This is a genomic window from Vibrio floridensis (assembly GCF_021852965.1).
Lineage (GTDB): Bacteria > Pseudomonadota > Gammaproteobacteria > Enterobacterales > Vibrionaceae > Vibrio > Vibrio floridensis.
In genome coordinates this window covers 573,799-596,696 of the sequence record NZ_JAKGCY010000001.1, presented here as the reverse complement: position 1 = coordinate 596,696, position 22,898 = coordinate 573,799, and the positions used below count along the sequence as shown (strand labels likewise).

19 protein-coding genes and 1 riboswitch are annotated in these 22,898 nt (G+C 46.6%); of the genes, 7 read left to right on the top strand and 12 right to left on the bottom strand.

The window, feature by feature from the left end:
• Positions 1-90: 90 nt before the first annotated feature.
• Positions 91-1,536, bottom strand: coding sequence for an ATPase RavA stimulator ViaA (gene viaA / locus LZU85_RS02475; protein WP_237286280.1), 1,446 nt, complete (start codon positions 1,534-1,536; stop codon positions 91-93).
• A gap of 9 nt (positions 1,537-1,545) precedes the next feature.
• Positions 1,546-3,213 (bottom strand): ATPase RavA domain-containing protein, encoded by a 1,668-nt coding sequence (locus LZU85_RS02470; protein WP_237286279.1) that lies wholly within the window; start codon positions 3,211-3,213, stop codon positions 1,546-1,548.
• 276 nt (positions 3,214-3,489) lie between these two features.
• On the opposite strand from LZU85_RS02470, the gene LZU85_RS02465 reads away from it, so the two are divergent.
• The 3 genes from LZU85_RS02465 to LZU85_RS02455 all read left to right on the top strand — a co-directional run bounded on the left by LZU85_RS02465 (position 3,490) and on the right by LZU85_RS02455 (position 5,424).
• A complete protein-coding gene (locus LZU85_RS02465) occupies positions 3,490-4,005 on the top strand; it encodes an NUDIX hydrolase (protein ID WP_198102773.1) in 516 nt (171 codons plus the stop codon).
• Between the two features lie 18 nt (positions 4,006-4,023).
• The gene (ltaE, locus tag LZU85_RS02460) at positions 4,024-5,031 is read left to right on the top strand and encodes a low-specificity L-threonine aldolase (protein WP_206623559.1); all 1,008 of its coding nucleotides are present in this window, start codon (positions 4,024-4,026) and stop codon (positions 5,029-5,031) included.
• A 72-nt stretch (positions 5,032-5,103) separates the two neighbouring features.
• Entirely contained in the window at positions 5,104-5,424 is a 321-nt protein-coding gene (locus LZU85_RS02455) for a c-type cytochrome (RefSeq protein WP_011081041.1), read from the top strand.
• Here LZU85_RS02455 and LZU85_RS02450 read toward each other — a convergent pair.
• The gene (locus LZU85_RS02450; RefSeq protein WP_237286278.1) at positions 5,383-6,864 is read right to left on the bottom strand and encodes a coniferyl aldehyde dehydrogenase; all 1,482 of its coding nucleotides are present in this window, start codon (positions 6,862-6,864) and stop codon (positions 5,383-5,385) included. The genes LZU85_RS02455 and LZU85_RS02450 overlap by 42 nt on opposite strands.
• 294 nt (positions 6,865-7,158) lie before the next feature.
• Here LZU85_RS02450 and yfcC point away from each other — a divergent pair, with 294 nt between their 5' ends.
• A complete protein-coding gene (gene yfcC / locus LZU85_RS02445; RefSeq protein ID WP_043921232.1) occupies positions 7,159-8,634 on the top strand; it encodes a putative basic amino acid antiporter YfcC in 1,476 nt (491 codons plus the stop codon).
• A 156-nt stretch (positions 8,635-8,790) separates the two neighbouring features.
• On the top strand, positions 8,791-9,789 hold the full coding sequence (locus LZU85_RS02440) for a succinylglutamate desuccinylase/aspartoacylase family protein (protein ID WP_237286277.1): 999 nt from the start codon (positions 8,791-8,793) through the stop codon (positions 9,787-9,789).
• A 112-nt stretch (positions 9,790-9,901) separates the two neighbouring features.
• Here the strand turns inward: LZU85_RS02440 and LZU85_RS02435 are convergent, their stop codons facing one another.
• The 3 genes from LZU85_RS02435 to rarD all read right to left on the bottom strand — a co-directional run bounded on the left by LZU85_RS02435 (position 9,902) and on the right by rarD (position 12,053).
• Positions 9,902-10,441 (bottom strand): phosphatase PAP2 family protein, encoded by a 540-nt coding sequence (locus tag LZU85_RS02435; protein WP_237286276.1) that lies wholly within the window; start codon positions 10,439-10,441, stop codon positions 9,902-9,904.
• A gap of 340 nt (positions 10,442-10,781) precedes the next feature.
• Positions 10,782-11,099 carry a N(4)-acetylcytidine aminohydrolase gene (yqfB, locus tag LZU85_RS02430; protein WP_176297080.1) on the bottom strand — a complete coding sequence of 106 codons (318 nt, stop codon included), beginning with the start codon at positions 11,097-11,099 and terminating at the stop codon, positions 10,782-10,784.
• A 39-nt stretch (positions 11,100-11,138) separates the two neighbouring features.
• Positions 11,139-12,053 carry an EamA family transporter RarD gene (gene rarD, locus LZU85_RS02425; RefSeq protein ID WP_176297079.1) on the bottom strand — a complete coding sequence of 305 codons (915 nt, stop codon included), beginning with the start codon at positions 12,051-12,053 and terminating at the stop codon, positions 11,139-11,141.
• Between the two features lie 264 nt (positions 12,054-12,317).
• A riboswitch (cyclic di-GMP riboswitch) is annotated at positions 12,318-12,417 on the top strand.
• Positions 12,418-12,549: 132 nt separating this feature from the next.
• On the opposite strand from rarD, the gene gbpA reads away from it, so the two are divergent.
• Positions 12,550-14,007 carry an N-acetylglucosamine-binding protein GbpA gene (gene gbpA / locus LZU85_RS02420; RefSeq protein ID WP_237286275.1) on the top strand — a complete coding sequence of 486 codons (1,458 nt, stop codon included), beginning with the start codon at positions 12,550-12,552 and terminating at the stop codon, positions 14,005-14,007.
• Between the two features lie 154 nt (positions 14,008-14,161).
• On the opposite strand, the gene LZU85_RS02415 is transcribed toward gbpA, so the two are convergent.
• The 4 genes from LZU85_RS02415 to LZU85_RS02400 all read right to left on the bottom strand — a co-directional run bounded on the left by LZU85_RS02415 (position 14,162) and on the right by LZU85_RS02400 (position 19,554).
• Complete coding sequence (locus LZU85_RS02415; RefSeq protein ID WP_176297077.1) at positions 14,162-15,841, bottom strand: pyridoxal phosphate-dependent decarboxylase family protein; 1,680 nt, start codon at positions 15,839-15,841, stop codon at positions 14,162-14,164.
• A gap of 62 nt (positions 15,842-15,903) precedes the next feature.
• Positions 15,904-17,811, bottom strand: a complete 1,908-nt coding sequence (locus LZU85_RS02410; protein ID WP_237286274.1) for a methyl-accepting chemotaxis protein — start codon at positions 17,809-17,811, stop codon at positions 15,904-15,906.
• 194 nt (positions 17,812-18,005) lie between these two features.
• The gene (locus LZU85_RS02405; RefSeq protein WP_176297075.1) at positions 18,006-18,719 is read right to left on the bottom strand and encodes a sulfite exporter TauE/SafE family protein; all 714 of its coding nucleotides are present in this window, start codon (positions 18,717-18,719) and stop codon (positions 18,006-18,008) included.
• 76 nt (positions 18,720-18,795) lie between these two features.
• Positions 18,796-19,554 carry a metallophosphoesterase gene (locus LZU85_RS02400; protein ID WP_176297074.1) on the bottom strand — a complete coding sequence of 253 codons (759 nt, stop codon included), beginning with the start codon at positions 19,552-19,554 and terminating at the stop codon, positions 18,796-18,798.
• 312 nt (positions 19,555-19,866) lie between these two features.
• Between LZU85_RS02400 and LZU85_RS02395 the strand changes: the two genes are divergently transcribed.
• Entirely contained in the window at positions 19,867-21,573 is a 1,707-nt protein-coding gene (locus LZU85_RS02395) for a phospho-sugar mutase (RefSeq protein WP_237286273.1), read from the top strand.
• A gap of 59 nt (positions 21,574-21,632) precedes the next feature.
• On the opposite strand, the gene LZU85_RS02390 is transcribed toward LZU85_RS02395, so the two are convergent.
• A complete protein-coding gene (locus LZU85_RS02390) occupies positions 21,633-22,055 on the bottom strand; it encodes a GNAT family N-acetyltransferase (RefSeq protein ID WP_237286272.1) in 423 nt (140 codons plus the stop codon).
• A 135-nt stretch (positions 22,056-22,190) separates the two neighbouring features.
• The gene (locus LZU85_RS02385; RefSeq protein ID WP_237286271.1) at positions 22,191-22,823 is read right to left on the bottom strand and encodes a LysE family translocator; all 633 of its coding nucleotides are present in this window, start codon (positions 22,821-22,823) and stop codon (positions 22,191-22,193) included.
• Between the last annotated feature and the right edge of the window lie 75 nt (positions 22,824-22,898).

The following is a 22,898-nucleotide window of genomic DNA, read 5'->3' as shown; positions in this document are numbered from 1 at the left end:
TTACCATGCCACGGCTTAAGTTGAAGTTAAATCACGACATGCAAGATTGTGAAACGGCACAAAAAAAGAGCTCGAGGAGCTCTTCTTCGTTTACCACTTTTTCAATAAGCGCCCAACTAGGCCTGGGTGATAAGCCCAACAGTGGTCGAACATCGACATCAACGCAGGGTTACCATATTTCGACAAACTGACGGCGTGGAAACGGTTCTTTTGCTCTTTCAATGCCTCAACTTTCGCCAGCATTTCTTCTGACTGTCTAGGAGCAATAAAGTCCGATAGCACCACCAAATCCGCATTACGGTATTTATCCCCACTCATGAGATCGATCGATTTCATCAGTACTGGTTCAAATGCCGTGCCGCCGTGAAATGTGTAGGTGAGAAAATCCGCCGCTTCACGCAAGCCATCTTGCTTGGTCAGCTCGTACGTAATTTGCTCTGTTGAGAATAAGATGACATAGCAGTCACGCCCTTCAGCTAACGCAATCTGCATCAGCGCGTAAGCCATTGCTTTCGCACTCTGCTCAGGGAAACCACTCATCGAACCCGACGCGTCAACGCACAACACAAACGGCCCTTTCTCAATCTCTACTTGCTGATTATCCGGCTTTTGCGCTCTTACCTTGCGCAGCGTTCTCGACTTGCCCTGCACGCGATAATTCATCAAACGTTTGTCAGCCAAATGTTTGTAGAACACCACTTCCAGTTCTGGGTAGGCCAAAAACATGGTTTCGTTTGGCAGCAATTTGTTGAGATCATCACTTTCATGGATGCCGACGATATCATCCGTCGCTTCGTCACTTTTCTCCTCGACCATCTGCAACTCTTCTGCCGATGTGCGTTGCAGATCGGGATCATCCACTTCATTGGCCATGCGACCTAACTGCTCAGCAATTTCCTGTAAGCCATTGTTCTTTTTAAGAAAATCAGCGTAGCGTTTCATGACGGAAACGTCTGTTTTGCTGAGTTTGGCCGATGCCATGTCCCAAAGTCGCCCAACGCTTCCTTCGTCACCAGAATCCGTCACTTTGTCCATGTTTTTCATGGTTTCCATGCGTTGATAAAGATCGTTGAGAACTTTCTCTTTGTTGACTTCCAGTTCAGTCACTTGGGCTTGTTTGATCGCTTCAAACAGACTTTGATACCATTGATCGCAGAAATAGTGAGGAAACATTGGGTTATTTAACCCTTTGTTTTTATCGAGCAAGCGTCGAGCTTGTAGATAGAAGGCTGAATGCCATTCCAACTTACGCACGACATCATCAATGCGTTCGAAAAACTCATTTTCCGTCAGGTGAATCACTTCTTGATAGAGCGACAATTCTTGTTGGAAGCGTTCTGTTTCACACACTTTGGTAATGCGGCGCTTTACACTGCCACGCCATTTGGACAAATGGTTTTTCACCGAGGCTTTCACTCCTCGGTTTTCCGCCATCACCATTAACTGTGAACGTGCCATAAGATCATTCACCGCAGACTCAACAATCCCTGAGTCTGCAATCATTAAGGCAAGGTTTAGGCCATCGGCTCCTAACATATTAATTCCTTACGAGAAGTATTCGTTGAGGTGTTTAATACGGAACATGGTTTTCTCACTCTCGCTTTTCACACTTTCCAAAGTATGCGATACCTGTTGGATCGTCGCTTCCATCATTCTTGGTAACTCAGGGTCGATAAAGTTGTGCGGCAACGCACCGTGGAAATCCGAGCGAACCTTACGTAAATGGTGTTCTGCGTCAGTGAGCTTACTGAACGCGCTGTCACATTTTTCTGCCCATTTCTGGTAATGTTCTTCATTTAGACCATCTTTAGTAACCAAGCAGACCAACACAGCACGGTTGGCAATGTCTCTGATCACCAAGTTGTTGGATGCATCCAGATCAAATTTCAAGCGGCATAAATTGGTGTTTTGGTTTACGAAACCATAAAGCTCACCCTGACCGTCTTTGATCACTCGATCGAGTTCATCTTTCTGCACATACACCCAGCGGCTATCACCACGTTCAGATTCAGAGACAGACATGTTGCTTTGTAGCAGCACCAATTTGACCAAGTTGCGCGTTGGGCCAACGCTGTAAATACGAGCTTCTGACGTGTCAAAAGTATGTACCTCTTTGCCCTTACGCAGCAGACCAGCAGACGATTCCATTGAAAGGACAATGCCATATTGCTCTTCCAACTCTTGTTGGATATCCGCCAACTCTTCTCGGCAATAGTCGATTTGACTTTGTACTTCCTTTTGATCAAATGCGTAATTCAGCGCAAACTCTTGAATCACTGAAATAACAACATCTCGCGACTCCGGGCTGTTCCACAAGCAATCTTGCAACAGCAGCAAATCGAGAGGGTTGATTTCATCGCGACCATTAAAAAACGCACTGGCTTTGAGTAAGCGCACGGCTTTTTTCCAACGTCGGTCAGAAACGTAGAGATCCGTCTCCGCCACATCGACACCTACCGATTCGGCTTTCTCTTCCAGCATGGTTTTCAGTTGGAACAGTTTTTCAAACACGCGATCGCTCAATTTCAGCGACTCTAGAGCCTTCTGCCACTGATGATACTCTTCATCGGTGATCGCAAGCCCTTCAGGAATACGCGCTTCCTCCGGTGTGCCCACGGTGAGCATCGATTTAAAGTTCTGTTTATTCTGAATTCGGTTAACAAACACGCGCACCAACATTCGGTCGTATAGCGCATCTAAGCCACTGTCTTCGTCAGGCAATTCATTGGAAGCCGAGATAAGCAAACGCATTGGAACACGTTCAATATCGCTGCCATTTTTGAATGTTTTTTCATTCACCACGGTCAGCAAGGTGTTCAAAATGGCAGGGCCTGCTTTCCAAATCTCATCAAGAAACACCACTTGCGCAGTGGGTAGGTAGCCCTTTGTCAAACGGACGTAACGCCCATTATCTTTCAACTCTTGAATACTGAGCGGGCCAAACACCTCTTCAGGGGTTGAAAAGCGAGTCATTAAGTATTCGAAATAACTACTGTTATCAAAGGCTTGAATAAGGCGTTTAGCGATTAAACTTTTTGCAATACCAGGAGGACCAAGCAAAAACACACTTTCACCGGCCAACGCGGCCAGTAAACAGAGCTTAATGGTGTACTCTCTTTCATACACACCGTCAGCCAAAGCCGCTGACAATTTATTGATTCTTTCGGAAAGTAACGCTTTGTCTGCATTAGACGCAAAAGAGGGGCGAATCATTACGTTACTCCTAATTCTCTTCAGTTATCGTATACGTACTTTTATACATTTGTTATCACTTTGTTACAAGTGCATTTTTTATTTGACAAGCTCTTATAGCAGAACTGATTTTTCAGTGTCCCACAGCAAACAAAGATTGCAATTATGGGAGACAAATCACTGATTACGCAAACGATATCTAGGTGGTACTCTAATAAAATCTTTCGTTTATTGGCTTTTGTGCGTATCTTGTGAAACTCTCATAACGAGACAGTTAGCTAGGAAAGTTGTATTTGCATGAGCAAAGTTATACATAAATGGAAAAACATTGCCCTAATAGAAGAAGAAGTGCTGCTACCTAACGGAAATGCCATTACGCATACCAAAATTCAGCACCCAGGGGCATCCGTCATTCTCCCCATCACCGATGACGGACATATCATTCTGATTAACCAATTTCGCCCTTCTCTCAATAAATGGTTGCTTGAGCTGCCAGCCGGAACCAAAGAACAAGGAGAAGAACCTATCCACTGCGCGGAGCGCGAATTAGAAGAAGAAACTGGCTACAGTGCAGAGGAGTTTATCTCTTTGGGCCAAGTCACACCGCTTGCGGGGTTTTGCGACGAGATTCAGTACCTCTTTGTGGCTAAGAAACTGGCCCAAACCAATCGCTATCAATGTGACGAAGATGAAGTGATTCAAGTCGTCAGCCTAACACTCGAACAACTCGAAGAAAAAATAAGAGATGGCGACATTAGTGACGCCAAAACCATTGCTTGCTTAAGCAAAGCTAAGCTTTGCGGCTATATATAGCCAACATGAGGAGACACTATGGATTTTCGTTCTGACACCGTAACTCGCCCTACTCCCGCCATGCGCGAAGCCATGGCTAACGCCATCGTCGGCGATGATGTTTACGGTGATGACCCAACCGTAAATGAGCTGGAAGCCTTTGCCGCCAAAGAAGCCGGCTTTGAAGCGGCGCTCTTTACTACTTCAGGTACGCAAGCAAACCTGCTAGGTTTGATGGCGCATTGTGAACGCGGTGACGAGTATCTTTGTGGCCAACAAGCGCATAACTATCGTTACGAGGCTGGCGGCGCGGCAGTATTAGGTTCAATCCAACCTCAACCGGTTGAGAACAATCCCGATGGCACTTTACCGTTTGACAAACTAGCCGCCGCCATCAAACCCGATGACAGCCACTTTGCGCGCACTAAGCTGCTGAGCCTTGAAAATACCATCAACGGTAAAGTGCTGCCTTTGAGCTATTTGCAGGAGGCGCGTGCTTTCGTCGATAAACACAATCTAAAACTCCATCTTGATGGTGCTCGTGTTTATAACGCAGCAACGGCGTTGGATGTCCCAGTAAGAGACATCGCTCAGTATTTTGATTCAATGACCATTTGTCTTTCCAAAGGATTAGGCGCTCCGGTGGGTTCTCTGCTGCTGGGTTCTAAAGAATACATCGCAAAAGCACGACGTTTACGCAAAATGGTCGGTGGCGGTATGCGCCAAGCGGGTATTTTGGCCGCGGCAGGTAAGCTTGCTTTGACCGAACAAGTGGCTCAGTTAAAAGTCGATCATGCCAATGCAAAAGCATTGGCGCAGGGTTTGTCTGAGTTGCCTGGCGTGCAGGTCAATCCTGATTTCGTGCAAACAAACATTGTGTTTGCCAAACTGGATGACGGTATCGACATCGACGCGATTGCGCAAAAATTGGCGGAAGAATCGATCATCATTACCCCAGGAAATCCGATTCGTTTTGTGACTCACAAAGATATTTCTCGCCAAGATATTGATCTATTTCTAGAAAAGTTGCGATTCTTCCTCGGCTAACGTCTTTACTCTTGAGCTTCCCCTTAGGGGAAGCTCTATGCTGCGACACAACACGTTTAGTTTGGAGCCGCCATGTTAAGACCAATTCTGTGCCTAGTCGCCACTGCTTTCACCTTCACCGCTCACGCAAACGCTCTTCAAGGTAATCCTGAACTCGGCAAAGTCAAAAGTCCAAGTTGCGTCTTTTGCCACGGCGCATCTGGCGTAGCGGCCAATAACGCCTACCCGCATCTGGCAGGCCAAAACGAACAATATCTGTTTGATTCCATGAAAAGCTATCAAAACGGCCAACGGACAGGTCCGCTAGCCGATATGATGCAGGCACAATTACAACGCCTGAATGACCAAGACTTAAGAGACGTCGCGGCCTATTATGCGCAGCAAACTCGTTAGTTTCTGCTGAATGGCCGACTCATAATTGCCGATCTTTCGGTTGATCATGACATTAAGAATCGATTTTGCGAAACCGCTGTAAGGGGAATAAAACAGTGGTGTGAGAGCAAATCGAGATTGAGCCATCACGGGCTTTAACTTCGAAAAGGTGTTAAAGCCTTCTCGACCATGATAATGCCCCATACCACTCTCGCCGACACCACCAAACGGCAAGTCGTGTTGTGCGACATGCAGCATGACGTCGTTGATACACAAACCACCAGACAGTGTTTCTTGGGTGAACTTTCTCTGTAACCACTTATCCTCACTAAAGAGGTATAACGCCAAAGGATGCGGCCTCTGAGCAATGTGGTGGACCACCTCGTCAATATGTTGATAAGTGATAATAGGCAGTATCGGTCCAAAGATCTCTTCTTGCATCACCGCCATGTCGCTCTCCACCTCTGTCACTAGATAGAATGGCAGTTTTCGACTGCCTCGCTCTGGTTCAGAGTTTGGAATGCAGTTGATGAGCTTCGCGCCTTTTTCCTTAGCGTCGCTGAGCAGGTGCGTTAAACGCTCAAAGGCATTGGCATCGATAATCGAGGTGTAATCTTGATGTTGAATTGTGCGAAAGCGTTTCGCCATGATGGCTTTGGTGGTTTCGACGACTTCGTTCAATCGAGATTGAGGCACAAACAGATAGTCAGGCGCGATACACGTTTGGCCACAGTTATACAATTTTCCACCAAGCAAGCGTTCTAGTGCGATCTTCACATCAAATTTTTCATCTAAGAACACAGGGGATTTCCCACCCAACTCTAAAGTCACTGGCACCAAATTATTGGCTGCGGATTGCATCACCGCGCGTCCCGTTTTCGTTGAGCCAGTAAACAGTAAATGGTCGAACTTGAGCTTAGAAAACTCTGGCCCCATCTCGGCTTCGTCCTCGTAAATGGCCACTTCATCACGATTAAACTGCGCTTCAAACAGCTCGACCAACAGTTGAGCTAAATGCGGTGAATTTTGCGACATTTTGAGCATCACGCGATTTCCTGCCGCCAGCGCCGCAACCAGCGGACCAATGGTGAGCATCAGCGGATAGTTCCAAGGCACAATCACGCCCACCACACCTAACGGCTGAGGGACAACTCTGTTTTTAGCAGGAAAAAACCAGACAGAGGTGTGTCGATGGCTTGTCTTCATCCATTTCTTAAGTTGTTTTTTTGCATCTCGAATGGTTTCAATACTGGTAAACAGCTCGAGTAATCCCGTTTCACTGATTGAACGAGTACCAAAGTCTTGTTCGATGGCATAGATGATCTCGGCTTGATGCGCTTTGATGAGCGATTCAAGTTTGTTGAGGTTCTCGAGTCTTTTTTGGTAGGTGGGGTATGGGTTTCTTAGAAACGCATCGCGACTTTCTTTGAGCTGTTGACTCAATCGCTGTTTTAACTCCATGCGCCTACTCCTTATAAATGCTGACCAAACCACTATACGCGTTATTTGAGTATTTGTTCAATAAATGACGGTGATGATTTGCGCGTTTTGATACATTCACTTAATTCGTGCCACACGAACTATTTGTCTTTAGATCAATAAATTGTCGAATATTGTGTTTACAAAAGGCAGATAGTTTGACTTTTTATTCTAATTTAATGATATTCCATTCTCCTTTAACTTAACGTGAAAACAGACATGTCTCACACACATTCTCACTCGGTTGACGCAGCCGTGAGCAAGAAATCTTGGCAAATGCCAGATACGCTTATTCTGATTTTTATTGTTGGTATTTTCGCAGCCATTCTTACTTATCTTATTCCTGCGGGTCACTTCGACAGCCAACAAGTTAGCTATATGGTTGATGGTGCAGAAAAAACACGCACCGTTATCGATCCATCCTCTTTCAGCTATGCCACCGATGAACAGGGCGAACTGGTCTACAACCGTGTGGGGCTTTTCGCCTCTGGCGGTGGCATTGGCTTGATGAACTTCCCATTTGAAGGGCTGGTTTCTGGCTCAAAATGGGGCAGCGCGATTGGCGTCATCATGTTTATGCTGGTGATTGGTGGTGCGTTCGGTGTTGTGATGCGCACGGGTACCATCGACAATGGCATTCTGCGCCTGATCGATAAAACCAAAGGGAGTGAGGCTTTATTCATTCCTGTGCTGTTTTTGTTGTTTTCACTTGGTGGTGCCGTGTTTGGTATGGGCGAAGAAGCCGTTGCGTTCGCCATTATCATCGCGCCTTTGATGGTGAGACTGGGTTACGACGGTATTACCACCGTGATGGTCACTTACGTTGCGACACAAATTGGTTTCGCCACCTCTTGGATGAACCCATTTTCCGTGGCTATTGCCCAAGGGATTGCCGGCATTCCCGTGCTTTCAGGCATGACTGTACGTATGGCGCTATGGGTAGGTTTCACGCTAATCGGTATTGCTTTCACCATGATCTACGCGGCGCGCATCAAGGCCAATCCAGAATTTTCCTACAGCCGTCGTACCGATGCCTATTTCCGTCAGCAAGAGTTAGGAAGCCATGACTCGCGTTGGAACCTAGGCGATACGCTGGTGATTCTCACGGTGATTGCGGTCACCATTTGGGTAGTATGGGGTGTGGTCGTGCATGCTTGGTACATCCCTGAAATTGCTTCGCAGTTCTTCACCATGGGCTTTGTCGTGGCCATTATTGGTACGGTTTTCCGTCTCAATGGTATGACACTCAATGATGCCGCAGACGCGTTTAAAGAAGGCGCGAGCATCATGCTTGCCCCTGCTCTTCTCGTCGGTTGTGCTAAAGGGGTTTTATTGATTCTTGGTGGTGGCACCACAGATGAAGCGAGCGTCCTAAACTCTATTCTCAACAGTGCTGGCGGTGTGATCAGCGGTCTGCCTGATGTGATGGCCGCGTGGTTGATGTACGTATTCCAATCGGTGTTCAACTTCTTTGTGACGTCAGGCTCTGGCCAAGCAGCACTCACCATGCCATTGCTATCACCACTGTCAGACATCGCGGGAGTTACTCGTCAGGTCGCGGTACTGGCATTCCAACTTGGTGATGGGTTTACCAACGTGATTGTGCCAACTTCAGCCTCTCTCATGGCGACGCTGGGCGTATGCCGCATTGACTGGGGTGACTGGGCGAAATTCTGCTGGCGCTTTATGCTGTTACTCTTTACTCTATCGAGCATTGTTGTGGTCGCAGCGCATTTGATGGGCTTTGCGTAAGCAAAACCGTTTGTTGCAAGCCAGTCGGAAAAAAGACGGCTGGGCTTAGCCATCCCAATTGATAAGGGCGAGATCCATTCTCGCCTTTTTTTGATTTTGCTCCGGAGCGATTGAGTGACGCTCGCGAGTGATGACTAATTTGGAGTTTACCGTTTCATGACAACACACTACTTAGATGACGTTATTCAAGGTCACCAAGTAATCCAATCTCTCAACGTGAATGATCTTCCCGCGGGAGAACACAAATTTTGGTTCCGCATTGCAACCAATGCACTTGGTCAGTGGCAACACATGCCTGTCCTCGTTTTCAAAGGCGCCGAATCAGGGAAGAAGTTTGTCATTACCGCTGGTGTTCATGGTGATGAATACAATGGCGTGCTGGCAGCCCAGCAGGTTGCACGCGATTTAGTGGGCAAGTCTATGGCAGGCTGCGTGACCATCGTACCAACCATTAACCTAACGGGCATGCTTAATCACAGCCGCGATTTTTACTCTGCCGATCCAGATGTGTCTCCAGCGAATCTAAACCGCTTTTTCCCGGGTGACGACAAAGGCAATGAAGCACAGCGCTATCTGCACGCTATTTGGCACCATTTATTAAAGCCCAATGCTGAACTGGCGATCGATTTACACACTCAAACCAGTGGCGCTATCTATCCACTGTATATTTTTGCCGATTTTCGTCTTGCTCAATCATTGGAAATGGCGCGCCTTGCAGGGCCCGATGCGATTTTGAATGATCCTGGCGACGCGGGGGTGCTGGAAACGGTATGGAATCAGCATGGTATCCCAAGCATCACCATTGAAGTGGGCATGGGGCGTTATACCGAAAGCGACTTGGTTGCTCGCACCGCTGCTGGTATCGCCAATATTCTGAGACATCATAACGTCATCCAAGGCGATAGCATCGCACCTAAGCCGGCTTTTGAAGGGCAAAGCGTGACCTCTATTCGCGCCGAGCTCGGTGGCTTTATCCTTCCACAAGTGGCGATGATGCAATCGGTCGAACAAGGAGCGCTGCTGGCGATTCAATACGACAGCTTTGGTGATGAAGTTTGGCGTTATCACGCGCCGAAAGCCGGTATCGTGCTCAGTCACAATATTGAATCCATGCGCGCGGCAGGCTCACTTGTGGTGAGATTGATTCACACATAAATCACGCAAAAAGGGCGATTGGCAACACCAATCGCCCTTTTTACCAATCTCTTGTAGATATGCCCAAGTGACTTCAAGATGCCGAATTCAGAGCTTGAGGTTAAACCATCTTTTAGAACTGATAAGCAACATGGATACCTGCGCCATCATGGCTCACCCATGGCAGCACTTGGATATTTTCATCGTAGGCGTCAGTAAAGATCCACGCTGACAGCGTGCCTAAAGCGGCACCTGCGATCACATCACGCCAGTAGTGTCTCTCCGCCTCCACTCTCCCCACGCCAACCAAGGTGGCAATCGTGTAGGCAGGCAAACCCGCCTGCCAACCGTAGCGAATTTGCAGCGTCGTCGCGGAAGCAAATGCATTGGCGGTATGATTGGAGGGAAAGCTATCAAAACCCGATTTATCCGGCCTTTCTTCTTCAATGGTCACTTTTCCCAATAGACCGACGGCAGACGCAGTGCCAATACTCAACCCCGCTTGCCAAAAGCCTTGCCAATCTTCTTTATAAAGTGGCACTGCCGCTGCGGTGGCGACCAAGCCGTACGCTCCGATGTCACTAAACGTCTCCCACCCTTTAGAACCTTGAGCGTAAACAGGCGCAGCACATAATGCGCCTGCAGCAAGCGTTGTTAAACAGCAACGTTTCATGAAATACCTCATCACAAACAAGCTATGTTTGCGCCAAACTGTTCACCAAACCATTTGGGTGACATTGAGAATAAAAAAAAGCCAATCACAATAAGAGGTGATTGGCTGTATATATTTGTGAACAATCAGGTTCACTAACAACGTCAGTTGGCTAGGTGACCCTCGGCTTAAAAAGGGTCAACCTTAATAAAGCAGAAAGCGTGCCAACTTTTAAAACATGCGCCAAGCACCTTATCTGCTGCATTATTCACCAAATGCAGACAAACACGATTCATATTCTAGCAAAACAGATCGAAAAGTGATGCATTTTGCAATTTACATTTCGCAAAATGCAAAGACTCTAAGCAATTCTTTGGTAAGAAATCACGAATAGTTGCTCAATACCTGGATAGATAGCCTGTATCACCGACTTTAACTCTTCTAATGTCATGTTTTCTTGCTCAGCATGAAAGGCGTTCAACGCTGAAAATTGAATTGGTTCGACACTCAATATCTTGAGACGGCAGAAAACGCGCCCTTCTTCTAACGTGGATACCTCAACCGTCGTCCCAGCAACATAATGGCTTTCTGATTCATCCCGAATGGTGATGGTTTTTTTATCCGCTAAAATGTCGGATTCAAAACGTGAAAAAAACGTCATAGTGGTTGGAATGCTCATCGCTACCTCATACATCATTGTTCTACGATACGTATCAATTTATGGCTTGCTCACTGATCCTAAACTCACGAGACCTCTTTTGGATCGAGTGGTTAATGTTTCAGCGATGATACACATCAAGCCAAACCAAATTAAACCAAAGCTGATCATTTTCGTTTGATCAAACAGCTCACCAAATATCACGACCGCTAAAATAAACTGCAAAGTGGGTTCAATATATTGCATCAAACCGATATTGCTCATATCGGTACAACGAATTGCAATGGAGTAAAAAATAAGGGGAGCAATTGTTACTGGGCCACTACCTAAATAAAACAGCAAGGTTTCAATATCGGAAGATAAGGCCACCGCATCACCTAGCGAGTGTTTATACATCATATAGACTAAAGCAAAAGGCATTAGCAGCAGTGCTTCTAAAAATAACGTAGTACTCCAATCGAAAGCTACTTTCTTTTTGCAAAATCCGTAGAAAGTAAAAAACACCCCCATCGTAAGCGCGATGTAAGGAACCTCACCATAATCCACCACTTGGTAAGTTAAACCGAGCGTTGCAAAAGCAATAGCCAACTTTTTACCGAGCGAAAGAGACTCTTTCAGAATAATGACCCCTAAAGCCACCATCATTAATGGGCTGATAAAAAAACCAAGGCTGGCATCAATTACGCGATCATGGGTCAGTGCCCAGGTGAAAGTTGACCAAGAAATGCACATCAATAGTGAAGCAATCAAGGTAAACAGCAACGAGCGTTTATCCGTCATCACTTGATGAAAGTTAGGCCAGTGCTTGGTCATGATCCAGACTAAGACAACCCCCACGGGAACAGACGCGATTATGCGTAAGGCGAGCAGCTCATCTGTGGCAGCCGATGGCAAAAAGCGATAATAAATGGGTGTTAACCCCCAAATCAAAAAGGAGATTGCAGCCATTAGGTTGCCATAACTGCTGGTTTTCATAAGTGCTCTATCGCATAAGTAGAAAGCAGCGATTCTAACGCTGTGATGCGTATTGTTAAACTGTTTTTCATGGGTACTTTGTGATTGACATTTCATTTGAATATAAATCAATCACCATTAAATCGGGATTAAATATACATTTAATAACTCAAATAATTCCCATCAATTATCCATTGATCCTATTGGTTATTTTTCGAGAAATTAATTCCAAAACGAATTAATTAATTCGCACTCTCTTATGTAACCTCCTAAATTACGTTCGACATCACACATAGGCAAACCATTTGAAAGAATGGGACGCAAAGCTTCCGGTCTGTCGGCGTAAAATCCAACACAAAACACCTAAGATAGCGGGGCCGCCACTCTCTCGAGAGAGTGTTTGAGCTAAAGATTCAGGGAGTTTCCCCCTCTCCGGCGTCTTTGGCAATAACATGCGTATGCTGTGGTCGATACCCAGAGCACTCTGGATAAAGTCAGCACAAAAAAAGAGTATGTTATGAAAAAACAACCCACTTACACCATGCTTGCCATTGCTATCTCTGTCATCAGCGGTAGTGCGATGAGTCATGGCTATGTTTCAGCAGTAGAGAATGGCGTGGCCGAAGGTCGTGTTGCGTTATGTAAATTTGCCGCTTCTACAGGAGAAAAAAACAGCCATTGTGGCGCCATTCAATATGAGCCACAGAGTGTAGAAGGCCCTGATGGTTTTCCGGAAAGTGGCCCACGCGATGGCAAAATTGCCAGTGCAGAGAGTGCCCTTGCCAGTGCGCTGGATGAACAGACCAGCGATCGCTGGGTTAAACGCCCGATTCAAGCCGGCCCACAAAACTTTGAGTGGACTTTTACCGCAAACCACGTGACCAAAGATTGGAAGTACTACATCACAAAACCCGATTGGAACCCAAATCAACCATTAGCTCGCGCATCATTTGATCTCACGCCTTTTTGTGTGATTGATGGCGGTATGGTGCAGCCACCAAAACGAGTCAGTCACAGTTGTAACGTTCCTGAGCGCCAAGGTTATCAAGTGATTCTTGCGGTTTGGGATGTGGGTGATACTGCTGCCTCTTTCTACAATGTAATCGATGTCAAATTTGACGGAGAAGGCCCTTCGCTACCAAATTGGAGCCAAGGCGGTCAGATCAACCCGACCATGGACCTGAACGTCGGCGACACTGTATTTACACGGGTGTTTGACCATAACGGCGAGAACGTGGCCTACCGTACGACGCTCACTATCGACAGTCAGGCGCTGACGGTCGCAAACAACTGGTCTCACGCACTGGCCACTAAGATTAACCAAACCCAAAGTGATATCGCATCGGGCCAGTTGAATGAGCAGAACCAGTTTGTTCCCGTTTATGGTAGTAACCCGATTTATCTCAAACAAGGTAGCTCTCTAGAACGCGTCGAAATCGGCTATAAAATTGAAACGCCGGTACCGGAGTACGATGTGACTGTCTCTGGCCTCGCGGACGAGTATCTGGTTGAGGACGAATCCGTTGCCTTGCAGTTAACATTGGACGCAGTGGGTGATATCTCAGCAGAGCTGACCGTTTACAATCACCACAAAGAACCATTGGCGTTCGAAACCGTTTCTATGAAAGATGGTGACACACAAGCGGTAACACTAACACTCAGTAAGTCCGAAGCTGGTCATCATATGTTGGTATCAAAGGTCAAAGATCACAATGGCAATTTACAAAAGCAGCAAAGCTACGATTTTATGCTGAAAGAAGAGCAAACGCCGCCTCCAGGCAACGACTATGATTTTGTTTTTCCACAAAGTTTAAGTTCATACACCGCGGGCACCAAAGTGCTAGCCACTGATGGCCACGTTTACCAATGTAAGCCCTTCCCTTACTCTGGTTACTGCATTCAGTGGTCACAAAGCGCAACACATTATGAGCCAGCGGTTGGTTCTCACTGGCAAATGGCGTGGGATAAGCTTTAACCGCTTCACGCTCGCTCACGTCACAAGTAAGAAGCGATGCCTGGGCATCGCTTCTTTTTTATGATGGGTCGACCACAACATCTTTGATTTTAGCACGGCGGCCAGTTGCTCGAGGATTGCTGATCGCCAAATGGTGATTGTAGCCAACAACGCGTTAGAGTTTATTGAGATTAGAAACAAAGGACTCAATATTTTGCCGTTGGGTATTGGGGTTTAAAAACACCGCCTTTTCTCCGGGTAAAAAAAGACAATGACCAACCTCGTTGTAGTCAGTTCTCGCAATAGAGTCCACCCAGTTGGTTTTGAGATAGCGCCCTCTCCTTGATAGAAAATTACTCCGATGATAAGTGGCACTGGTGACAATGCTTTCCATATACGCCTTTTGCCGAATCAGCCGACGTTCACGATAAAATAGCGCTTGAGGACTTTCTTTGACATCCGGAGGGTAAAGACGGAAGGTGACACAAGGACCTTGATTACTGCCCGACACCACTTTGCAGTTTGGCAACTGAGAAAGTAAGCAACGTAAGTAGTTCGCGTTCTGTAGGCCATGGGCAATGAGCGACTGATACCCTTCAATACCTATACTCTCCAGTGCCGAGTACGCTGCAAAAACGCCCACGGCACTACGCGAACATTCTATTGTCGATTGGAGATGCGACTGATTCTTTTGCTGCGGTTCAAAATAGGAGAAGTAGTCAGCGTCTTGTTTCAGAGCGTCCAGATCATGGCCTTCTTTCACAAGAATCATACTCGAGGTATATGGCACATAACCCCATTTTTGAAAATCAATCGTGATGGAATCAGCGTAACGTAACCCTTTCACCAACGAGTGATTGGCTTCTAACCCTTCCAAAGTCGCAGGGTTAATCGAAAGCTCATTGCGCTCAAACGCATAATCACGAAAAAACGACAACGTCCAACCAACTGCGGCATCTACATGGATATGCGGTCGGTAAGATAAACCATACTGCCGACAAAGCCGCTCTCGCGCCAAATAGACCGAGGCAATATCGTCGATAGCAAAGGTATCGGTGGTACCAAACGTGAGTAATATGGTCGGTACTTTTATCTCATTGCGAATGCAATACTCAAACTGACGAGTGAGATCATCAACATCAATTTGATTGTTCTCTTTGACTTTAATTCTTCTCAATTGCTGCTCAATATCCACCCCCAACAATGACAGGTTGGTCACGTTGGAGTAATGCCCCGCTTGTGAGTTAATAAAGAGCAGCTTTTTATCTCGAAATCCTTTGGTAACGGAATCAGGAAAACATTTTCTTAGCCCCAACAGGTAGCCATATAAGTTGCAAAAGGTACCACCTTGGGTGAACAACCCCGTCGCCCTGTGATCATCGTAACCAATTAAATTGGCCATTTGCCTTACCACCACTTTCTCAAGCTCTGTCGCTCTCCCCGCGTATTCACTGTAAACCAAATTGGGATTCGCAATGGTCGCCAGCAGTGCTCCGTGAATTGCCGGATCACAAGGTGTCGATATAACGTTTTCTACCGAGCATGGGTCGTCCCAATTTTTGGTATTACCCGCAGCAAACAATGCCAGAGCTTCAAATGGGCGGATGACCTCACTAGAGTGCCGTGGGATGTAGCTGTCTGCTGTGAGTCGTTTAGACAAGATAGGGTTGTTAGGCTTGGTTCGATTGCGTTTGTGCCCAATTAACTCCGCGATTTCTTTTATCTTGTAGATGGGCCACAAATTGGGATTGCGTGCAAAATATTGCTTCAACAGCTTCTGGTGGCAGTAGTGAAAGTGTTGGGAGACCTGATTATTTTGGATATCTAGCCAAGAGTGAACCATTAGCTTCGTCATGAGGCCGCTCCTTCAAAAGAAACCAAAGCGGGCCATCCTGGCCCGCGCTGTCGTTAAAACGTCTACTTTAACTTGAAGTTGGAGACTAACTTATCCAACTCATGATTAGAATCAGCCAAAGATTCTGTGGCTGAGACGGTTTGACGGCCGCTAGCAACAAGATTGGTCACAATATCTCTGATGGACAACATGTTGCGACTCAACTCTGCTGCTACGGTACTTTGCTCTTCTGTCGCCGCCGCAATTTGCGTGCTGACATCATCAATGTCACGTACCGAACCGCTCATGAGATTGAGGCTGTTGGATACTTCCGACGTTTTGCTCGCCGTGGATTGACACTGTTGCTTAGTGCGTTCCATTGAGGCGACAACGCTGGAGGTTCCATCCAACAGTTTCGACAACATTTCGGAAATCTCCGTTGTGCTGTTTTGTGTGCGAGCCGCCAAAGCTCGGACTTCATCAGCCACCACCGCAAATCCTCGCCCTTGTTCACCAGCTCTCGCCGCTTCGATAGCCGCATTTAGCGCGAGTAAGTTAGTTTGTTCCGAAATCTCACCAATTACATTCAATACTTCACTGATCTTATTGGCATCTTTGTTCATACTCACGATGCGCTCTGACATTTCTTCCACATCATTAACCAGTGCACTCACTGTACTCACGGCATTATTAACAATGGCCAACGATTGCTTTGCTTCCTTGCTGGCACTTTCAGTAATGCGATTAGATTGCGTCACATTTTCCGCCACCGAACGAGCACTTTCGCTCATTTCAGTAATCGCGGTCACCACCTGATCCGTTTCTGCTGAATGGTTAATCAACACCTTTTCATTTTCGACAGCGGTTTGATTGAGCTGCACGATGTTCGCCGAGATATTTTGGCTTGCTTCGGAAACTTGCAACATCATCCCTTGCAAACTTTGCACGAAACGGTTGAAACCTTCACTGATCTGCGCAAGATCATCACCCCCTTCTACCGTTAGCCTCGCTGTTAAATCACCGGAGCCTTTCGACAATCCAAGTACCGCTTTTTTCAGTTTGAGTAGCGGACGATAAGCGTGCTCAAGAGTCAGCACCATCACCACCGCACTGACCAAAAGTAAGATTACCCCAGTCACGATTGCTTCATTTTGTGCCTCTCGAACCCCCGCCAATGCGGTGTCCTGATCGACAAACACCATCAAGGTCCAATATTGGTCTGGGGTTAAGTTGACGCGCTGAAAGTAGCCATCGAACTCAATACCAAGATAAGGAAACTGTAAATGGCCTTGCTGTTGGTTGAAGAAAGCACGTTCCATGTCACTAAATACAGCGCTGACTTGTGAAGGCGTTTTCCCGATATCATTGGGATCGTCGCTGGCGAAAAACACGGCATTTTTATCGGTTAAGGTCGCCGCACCTCCGGCAAAGCGCATGTTACTCACCATTTTAATGATGTCTGACAGTAAGATATCGCCTAACAAAACACCTTGAAACTGACCTTGGTAATAGACTGGCATTGTTGCACTGACGACTTTCTCACCCGTAATTTTATCAACATAGATGTTCGTGAGTTTGGCGCTGTTGCTGCCTTTGGCGCTTTGATACCACTCCCTTTGGTTGAAGTTTTGCTCCGACGTTGTAATGCCAGATTTATGGAGCGACATGTACGAGCGACCATCGTCATACGCCATGATGATGTTCGAGATACCGGCACTCTCAGCCAACATGCGTACAAGATTGACATTCTGCTCATCACTGAGTTGTTTATTGAAATGACGAGCCCCAAACTCAACCGCTTTGAGTTGAGTCGTGACCGCGTGTTTCAGTTCATCAACGTGATAATTGAGTTTATTCTGAGTTTCAGAGATCAAAGATGAGACCATCTTTTCTTTTAGAGAAATGATATTGAGCGTACCCAAGATACCTAACGATAAGGCAACTAATAACGCCACGCTGGAGTAAATACGTGATTTAAAGCCTAGATTCATAGCTCCCCCTATCTATCCGATAGTTAAGACGGTTTATTTTGGGAGCGTCTAGTTCTTAATTTATGTTCGGCAAACACCGTTATGGAACCAAAAGCACACCCAGCCAACTCTATAAACATAGCTAGGGTATGAAGGAATATAAAACTAATTTTATATGAAACTATTTGTTTATTTTATGGAGTACAGTTAAGTCATTAAAAACTCTGCCAAACTGCACCAATGCCACTCAAACCGCAAAGTGTTAAGGCACCAATGCGGATCTGCTCTTTTGGCAAACTTGCTGTGGTCATGAGGGCCAACTTGTATCCCAACCATGCAGCAGGAATCAACGGTAAGGTGATTTTTAGGTGATGGAGGGTAAAGAAACCCGCTGGTATCTGGATCGCAAGTGATATCAGAGAGCTGAAAACAAAAAATGCGGAGAGATTACCGCGCAACTGATTGGCTTCCTGATGCTGAAGCAACAAGGCCATCGGTGGCCCACCAATACCCGAACTGGTGCCAAATAGACCAGAAAAGAATCCAGCTATCGTCATGCGCGTAGGATTGGGTTCCACCCGAAATGGCAACAAACTCACCGCGACAGCAAAAAGCACTAAAATGCCAATCCATAACGCCAAGGCTTGAGTGCTCACCATCACAAGCAGTACTCCACCCGCAATCGAACCAGGAATGCGCCCAATTAAGGCCATCTTTAGGCCGCCAATTTCAACGCTGCTTTTGTGCTTAAACGCATTAAGGATGGAGATAAACAATGCCACCAAACAGATTGGGGCAGGTACATACTCAGGAGCAAGCATAATCAGCAAAGGCGCAGACACAATCGCCAAACCAAAGCCAATCGCAGTTTGCACAAATGAGCCAAGAAAGATCAGTAAAACCGCTAACAACACCGTCGTATCAAACATCTTGACATCTTCCTCTACCGCTAAGCCTGACTGGCATATAAATCGCTTGCGATCACTTTACCGATATTGCTTCCGGTTAACAATCGCTTGTACTCACTTCATCCAGTTCGCTTTGCTTAATACCAATAAAAAGTTGCCCAGTTCGCAGCTCATAAAGGGTAAAGGCACCTTGATATTCCTCGCTTGAAGCCGTATCAATAAACACACTGTTGGAAACTCGCTTTGTACCATCGCTGCGTGTATGGCCGTGTATGGTCAGATCCACGTTTTTCACTCGCTCTGGAGCCGTTTCCGTGATGCGGGTTCTTCCCCAGATCCAGCGCGGGTTATCCCACATGTTACCTTGCCAATCAATCATTTCATTCCAATCCAACGAGTGTGGCTGAGCATGTGAAATGCCAAACCTTCGGTCGTCTTCCAGAGTGAGAGTGATCGCGCTAGGCATCGAAGCAGCGATATCTCGCAACGCTCGTTTTTCATCGTTGGGCATGTGTTGCACCCATTCGTTTCCGTTGCGATTCCAAATAGTGATGAAGTACTCTTCCTTTTCCGAACGAGTCTTTTTTTGCTGCGCATCCATTGCATTAACCATCATCCATTCATGATTGCCCATCACCGCATGAAACCATTCATGTTCTGCGTAATAGCGTAACACCCCTGCAGAATCCGGTCCGCGATCGACAAGATCGCCTACCGAAATCAGCAAGTCACACTGAGGATCAAACTCAACACGTTGAAGCGTGTCTTTCAGTAGCGCGAGTTTGCCATGAACATCACCAACGACATAAATCCGCTGGTATTGGCTTCCGTTGATCCACTGATGCCGAAAATCCATTTTCCAATCCTATACAGCCACTCAATGGGCTCGCAGTTTAAAGGATTCTCCCACGTAGGTGTAGTTCAAACACTCATCTAGCAACTTATCTGAGCTGTCACAATGAAATAGCAATGAGAACAAAGACCCTCTATGCGAAGTGGGTGCGAAATCAAAGAAGCACCAAGAAGCAAACACGAGACCAAAATGGCGCAAATTGGCTATCTTTATAGGGCGATAAGTTATTTATGCTTCTAGTAAACGATTGGCATCACGGAAATGATATTAGTTACCATTTAGATTAGAGAGAACAAAGAAAGTAAGGAAAAATGTATGCTAAAACAAGTCACTGACTGGTTGGCCAGAGATCCGGATCCACGCACCCGTGAAGAACTTCAGTACCTCATTGATGAGAAGATGACGGAAGAATTGCAAGACCGTTTTCGCGGCAGGCTTGAATTTGGTACCGCCGGATTACGTGGAAAAGTCGGTTCGGGACCAAATCGCATGAACCGACTTGTCATTCAAGAAACCGCGACAGGACTCGGACATTATCTCATCGAGACGATTGGTGATGCCGCTGCTCGTGGCGTGGTGATTGGCTATGATGGCCGAACCGATTCGAAACAATTTGCTCACGACACAGCCGCTGTACTCACCGCCTTGGGCATTAAGGTTTACCTCACCCATAAAGTGGCCCCAACCCCAGTGGTGGCATTTGGTGTCAAACAGTTTAATGCCGCAGCAGCGGTCGTGGTTACCGCAAGCCACAACCCACCAGAATACAACGGTTTTAAAGTGTATTGGGAAAATGGTGCGCAAATCATACCACCTCATGATGCGGGTATTGCCGCCGAGATTGAGCAAGCGACGCACAAACCTATCCCTCTGATGTCGTTGAGTGATGCGGAAAAACACGGCCTTTTGGTCTGGCTCAAAGAGGACTACTACCAAACGTATCGCCAAGCGATGAACACGCATCCATTATTAAGATCTGGCCATGCGGTTGATATCTCCATCGCGTACACCGCTATGCATGGTGTCGGCGCTGAGATGGCCGAGACACTGCTGGCCGATGCCGGTTTCACTCACGTGCTGAGCGTACCTGAGCAACGAGAGCCTGATGGCACGTTCCCGACGGTCAACTTCCCGAACCCAGAAGAAGCTGGGGCGATGGATATGGTGATGGATCTGGCAAAAACCGTCGATGCAGAGATTGCCTGTGCCAATGACCCTGATGCCGACCGCTTTGCCGTTGCTGTTCGCAAACCGGATGGTAACTACCAAATGCTCACAGGGGATCAAGTGGGTGCGTTATTCGCCAATTATCTCCTCAGCAGCGTGGATGCCAGCAAGCAGTTGGTTGGTAACACCATTGTCTCTTCTCGCTTTTTGGCTGACATCGCCAAACAGCACGGTGCCCATTACTACCAAACGCTCACAGGCTTTAAGTGGCTCACCAATGTAGCCATGACTCAGCAAAACGATGACAAGCAGTTCTTGTTTGCGTATGAGGAAGCACTGGGCTACACCGTGGGCAATAAAGTTTGGGATAAAGACGGTTTGTCAGCGCTGGTCGCGTTTGCCCAGCTCACGGCACATCTTAAAGAAAATGGCCTTACCTTGTGGGATAAATTAGACCAGCTTTATCGTCAACATGGCTTCTATTTTAACGCGCAGCGCAGTATTGCCTTATCGCCTGATTCACCACCCATCGGAGACCAGCTGAGAGCCAAACCGCCGAAAACCATTGCAGGGCAGAAGGTAACGGTGATTGAAGATCTCAAAGCGTCGTTACGATACGTGACCAATGGCGTGACAGAAGCGATTAACCTGCCTGCCAGCGATGTTCTGATCTATCACCTTGAAGATCGCTCACGCGTTATCGTTCGCCCTTCAGGCACTGAGCCGAAACTGAAGTGTTACTATGAGGTGATTAGCGATTTCCCTGCTGAGTTGGATTACCAAACCGCGCAGTTTAAGGCCGAGAGCAAAATGAATACGCTCATTGCCGCCCATCAACAAAGCCTGTCATCGTAATAAAAATAAAGAGCACACTCGACGTATGAGTGTGCTCTTTGACTAAACCGGTCTAATGATTAAATAGCTTTTTGCATGAAGTACTTATTGATGCCTTTTGCTGGGTAATCGCTATATTGTCCAACCTGCTCAAAACCCAATTTGAGATAGAAATCCAACGCTTGGAAACTGTAGGTATCAAGACAAATATCCGTCACCCCTTGTGGTTTTACCTCGTGTTCCAAACGCTGCATCAATTGACTGCCTAAGCCATGTTGACGGTAGTGTTCATCTAACCAAAGAAATTCCACAAAGACGCTGTTGGTAAACAGATCGCCCGTTAGGCCGCCCACCAAATTGCCCTCCTCATTACGAACAAAACAGCCGATCTTTTTTACCTCGCCATCAGGAAGATGTTGAGCATTGTAAGCACGAATCCCCTGACGAATGGTTTCAAATTCTTCATTTTGTAGGTCAAAGGTGAATTCTGTTTTCAAGTCCATTGCATTCCTCCCGTGTGATCGTTACCCGCCACTCTATGCTTAAGCAATACTGCTTTGTTTTTGACGAGCTTTAGTTATTGCGAGCCCTAGTTAAGAAAAAAGCCAGCGGCGCTGGCTTTTAGGTCAAACAATCTATCACGAGTTAAAATTCAATAACATCCAAATAGATAAGAAAACAAATACCGCCCCCATCACTTTGTGCTGATAAAGTCGGAACGTGGCATTGTCCAAAAGCTTCTTACCAACCGTGCCAGCCAAAGCAACCAACACAAAATTGAACAATAAACCCAAAACATTGAGAAGCAGACCTAACGCCAACATCTGTTCACCAGAAGAGGCAGAGATGTTATTCGACACAAACTGAGGCAAAAACATCACAAAGAACACCAACGCCTTCGGATTGAGTAAATTGCTCATTAATGCGCGTTGGTAGTAAGTCAATGCCATGGCATTGTCATGCTGAGATTGCGGTGCTTGCGCTGGAGAAGTTCGCAAACAGTCCCAACCCATTTTGAGCAAGTACGCGCCGCCCAGTAAATGCAGAGCTTTCAAAGCCAAAGGGCTCATGGCTATCAACGCTGAAACGCCCATCGCGGCCAGCAAGGTTAAGATGATCCCCGACGTGGCATTGCCCAAACTGGCAAATAGCCCAACTTTCTTACCGTAACTCATGCTTGAACTGGCAATCAGCAGCATGTCTGGGCCTGGCAACAATAGCAATGCAATCACTGCCGTCAAATAAACAGGCAAAATAGTAATATCGATCATTTTTATTCTGGTCTTTTGGAACAAGGGCGCGGATTTTACCGAAACAGCCCCACAACAACCAGATATACCTCCACA